Source organism: Acidovorax sp., assembly GCF_046339755.1.
Lineage (GTDB): Bacteria > Pseudomonadota > Gammaproteobacteria > Burkholderiales > Burkholderiaceae_C > Acidovorax.
The window spans coordinates 1-4,168 of sequence record NZ_JBKDTZ010000263.1; the positions used below are offsets into that span (position 1 = coordinate 1).

General features: G+C 66.3%; 3 protein-coding genes. All 3 read right to left on the reverse strand.

The features are described 5' to 3' along the window. A partial coding sequence (locus ACK59X_RS22960; RefSeq protein WP_409960694.1) for a di-heme oxidoredictase family protein occupies positions 1–996 on the reverse strand: 996 nt, incomplete at its 3' end. Positions 997–1,022: 26 nt separating this feature from the next. Further along, positions 1,023–2,225 carry an imelysin family protein gene (locus tag ACK59X_RS22965; protein ID WP_409960695.1) on the reverse strand — a complete coding sequence of 401 codons (1,203 nt, stop codon included), beginning with the start codon at positions 2,223–2,225 and terminating at the stop codon, positions 1,023–1,025. Positions 2,226–2,548: 323 nt separating this feature from the next. After that, on the reverse strand, positions 2,549–4,168 hold a 1,620-nt coding region (locus ACK59X_RS22970; protein ID WP_409960696.1), incomplete at its 5' end, for a PhoX family protein.

Here is a 4,168-nt window from a genome sequence, read left to right on the forward strand (position 1 = left end):
GTCAAAGGTCTTGTCGTCGATCTCCACGCCCGGCTGGCCCTGCGCGGCGGCGCTCTTGCCGCTCGGCGCGGCCAGGCAGTCCTTCTGCGTGGGGGTGCAGGTCTCGTTGGAAAAATGCTTGGAGGTGATGCCCATGTCGCCCTGGAAGGCGCCGCCGGTCTGGTGTGCGATGGTGGCGACATTGCCCTTCCAGCCTAAGCGGCCGAGCATCATCTGGACCGAGGGCGCATCCCACACGCGGTTGGGCACGCCCTTGATCGGGCCGCCCGCCGCGGCCTGGTCGGCCGCGGTGGCCAGGATGTCGGCTTCGGCAATGGCTTCGAGCAGGCCCACGCCGATGATCTGCGGCGCGATGCGCGGGCTCACCATGATCTCGGGGTGCATCGGGCCATAGCCGAGGTCGGCAAAGCCGTAGCTCGGGTCGAGCAGTTCGTAGGGTGTGCCGTCGGCGAACTTGCCCTTGATGGTCTTGTAGCGCAGGGTCACGCGGCCCTCGGGCTTGACGCCCTGGACGCCTGCGTTGTTGAACTGGTCGCCGTAGACCGGGTCGTGCTTGGGCCCGCCATGCGCGTCCGTGCCGGGGATGGACAGCCGGATCAGCAGGGCCACGGTCGGGTCCTTGGTCTCGCCCAGGCGGTTGAAGATGGCTGGCGGCTCGCCCCGGCCGTCCTGCACATGGCAGCCGCCGCACGAGCGCGCGATGAAGTGCGGCCCCAGGCCGTCGCGCGCCTTGGTCGAGGCCGGCGCCTCCACCCAATTGCGGCGGAAGAACGAATTGCCGATCACGAAGCGCGTGCGCTCCGCATCGTCCAGGTTGGCGGCGGGGAAGGAAAAGGCATTGCGGCCCGTGGCGAACACCGTGGTGTTGCCGCCGACCTTCTCGCCGAGCGGGTCGGCAGGGGTGTCGGCCATGAGGCCGCCCAGGGCCGCAAGGCCGATGCTGGCAACCGCCAGGCGCAGGGCGCGCCGGCGGTGAGGGGCTTGCAAAAGGGACATGGAACGACAGGGAAGCGCAGGGGGCCTCACGGCTGGACCAGCGTGAGCTTGGTGATGCCGATGGCGTTGGCGGCTTCCACGAGGTCCTTGCTTTGCTGGGTCAGGCTGTCGATGGTCTTCTGGATGCGCTGGCGGCCCGGCGCGTCCTTGCCGCCAATGATCTCACGGTCGAAAGGCGCCTGGATGCCTTCGGCAGCCGCCACCGAGGCGGCGATCTGCTGGGTGGTTTTCTCGGCCAGCGCCGGGTTCTTGGCGGCCACCAGGTCGCGCAGCGATGCGCCCTTGACCACGCTGCCGTCGGCGCGCTGGTACTCGCCCAGCCAGACGTTCTGGATGCCCTTGGCATTGGTCACGGCGTCGCGGTGCGTGTTGTCCGAAAAGCACGAGTGCTCGTCCTCCTGGTCCTGGCTGTTCAGGGCCACTTCCAGGCGCTCGCCGGCCAGTTCGCCGCGCGAGAGCGAGCCCAGGCCCACGAGCATCTTGCGCACCGGGTCCATGTTGCCCTTGGTGAACTTCGCTCGGTAGTTGGACTTGCCTTCGGGGGCCCAGGACTTCACGAGGAAGGACAGGTCGTCGATCAGCAGTTCGGTCACCACCGTGAGGTACTGGCGGCGGCGGTCGGCGTTCGGCTTCTTGCCGTCCACGAAGTATTCGAAACTGCGGTTGCCCGGACCGGTTTCGGACAGGTCCTGGCCCCACAGCAGGAACTCGATGGCATGCCAGCCGGTGGCGATGTTCTCCTCGCCGCCGCGCTCGTTCTGCGCTGCCAGCGCCTTCTTGGTGATGGCGATCTTGCGGTTGTTGATCAAGCCGGCCTTGGGCTTGCCTTCCACGCTGTCCACGTAGGACTCGTCCATGGGCCAGGCGTTGAGCTGGCCTTCGGGGCCCTTGTCGTCGTCGATGGGGCCGCCGTAGAAGCGGAAGGCCTCGGTCTGGCCGTAGAACTCGCGCGCGGCCAGCCAGGTCTTGCGCGCCTCGGCCAGGGTTTCGGCCGACGGCTGGGCCGTGAACGCCTTGATCGCGGCCTGCATGGCCTTGGCGCTGGCCAGCGTGTCTTCGTAGTTGGCATGCACCAGCGTGGCGTATTGCGCAGCGACCGCGGCCGGCGTGACGGCCTGCTGGGCTTGGGCGGCCGTGCCTTGCGCCTGCGCCACACCCATCAAGCCCAGGGGACTGGCAGCGATCAGGGCCGCAGCCAGGGTGGTGGTGTGCAACAGCGTGGTTTTCATGCGTTTCTCCTCAAAACGAAAACGGGTGACAAGGCAGACCTGCCCGGAGCGCACCAGCCTGGCGTGCGCCAGGCTGTGGGTCCGGTGGGTGTCGAGGGGGCGAATGCCCGGAGGTCAACAAACGGTGCACCGCGGTGCGGGCGCCCTTGTACGCATTGATTATAAGAATGGGATTTATTTGCATTGGTGCAAAAAGGGCATTGCCATGCGCCTGGTGCGCTGCCCAACCCCTGAAAAGGCACGGGGCCCTGCATTGCTGCAGGGCCCCGTCCAGCCGCGCCAGGCGCGGCATCCCATGACTTGAGACCAACCGATCTTTGCGATCAGCCCAGGCGTGGTTGCTTGGGGGTGGCCGTGAGGTAACCCACCGCGGAGGCGGTCTTGTTCTTGTAATTGGCGATGATCAGCGGATCCAGCGTGGGCTTGACCACGTTGTGGATGGCACCCCAGTCACCGGCGTGCTGGAAGTTGCTCATGATGTAGGTCCAGCCGTTGATCTCGTCCACGGCATGCAGGCCGGTGGATTCGCCGCCTGCGGGGATGGACATCAGGCGCGACAGCTGCTTGGTGTCCACGTTGTCGGCCCACAGGAAGTGGGTCACGTGCTGGCTGCTGTCTTCGCCGATGAACAGCGTGCGCATCTTTTCCGAGAACTTGAGGTTGTCGGGGTTGCCGATGTTGTTCGGGTTGGCCGTGTTGCCCAGGGCGTCGGCCGCGATGTCCTCGCCCACCAGCAGGGCCTTGGTGTCCACGGGCATCCACTCGCTGTTGATGGTGCCGCCGGCCGTGTCCTTCTGGCCGCCGCGCAGGTTCAGCGCCATCACGGCGCCGGCGTTGATGGCCTTGGGCACGGACACGCCGTTGCCCGCCACGTTCAGGGCATTGCCGGCCACCATCGAGGTCTGCACGTTCTGCAGGGCCGAGTAGGCGATCTTGTCCTTGGCGTTGACGGTGGTGCCTTCCATCTTGGTGAAGCCCATGCTCGCGCCCACGAAGGCGGCGTAGCGGTGGGTTTCCAGGAAGGCGGCGGCCTTTTCCATGCCCGGCTTGAGCTTGATCCACTCTTCCTTGCCGTTGGACACGATGCGGGTGTAGCTGGCGTCGTTCGGGTTGGTGGTGGCCACGGTCATGATGTCCGTGGGCTTGAGCGTGTTGGCCAGGTTCTCGATCTCGGCGCTGGTGGCCGAGCCGAGCTTGATCCAGGTCAGCGGTGCGCCGGCGGTGGCTTTGGCATCCACGGTGAAGCCGGCACCGACCTTGGCGGCGTACAGCGTGCCCGAGGACAGGTCCTTCTCGCGGTCGGCCACGAACACGAAGTAGGCGCTGTTGGTGGCGTCGTCACCCATCAGCGCGGTGCGCTGGTCGGGCATGACCTGCACCAGCTCGTGCGAGATGCGGCCCATGCAGAAATGCTTCTTGATGCTGGCGGTGCCGTCGGGGTTCACCGTCACTTCGGGCATGTGGCCGTAGTGGTAGGGGTTGGCGCGGCTCGCGTCGCCGTACAGGTTCTTGGCGTAGGCCTGGAACTGGGTGTTGCTGGCGATGGTGAACGCGTCGGGTTCGTACTCTTCGCTCGACAGGTGGGTGCCCCAGGGAGACAGGCTGGCGCCGCAGGTGATCCACAGGCCGTGCACCTTGGAGGTGTCCACGTTGTGGTACTTCACCAGGCTGAGCTTGCCGGTGTTGGGGTCCTGGTCCAGCGTGAGCACGGCGATGGGCGAAGGCAGCTTGCCGTACATGTCGGTCTTGCCGTCCTGGGCCCAGGTGGTGTATTCGAACTGCACCACGGCGAACACGTGGTTGCCCTTGACGCCGTCGACCTTGGCGTTGGGCACGGTCAGCAGCGAGGTGCCGTCCGGCGAGTCGGAGTAGTACTGGCGTTCCTTGCCAGGCACCGTGGGGTCGATGATGGGCTGGTTGTTGATGTCGAAGTAGCCGCCAGC

What these genes read in the sequence shown, in the direction of transcription:
- ACK59X_RS22965 (WP_409960695.1), bottom strand. Translation starts at nt 2,225, where the DNA reads ATGAAAACCACGCTGTTGCACACCACCACCCTGGCTGCGGCCCTGATC.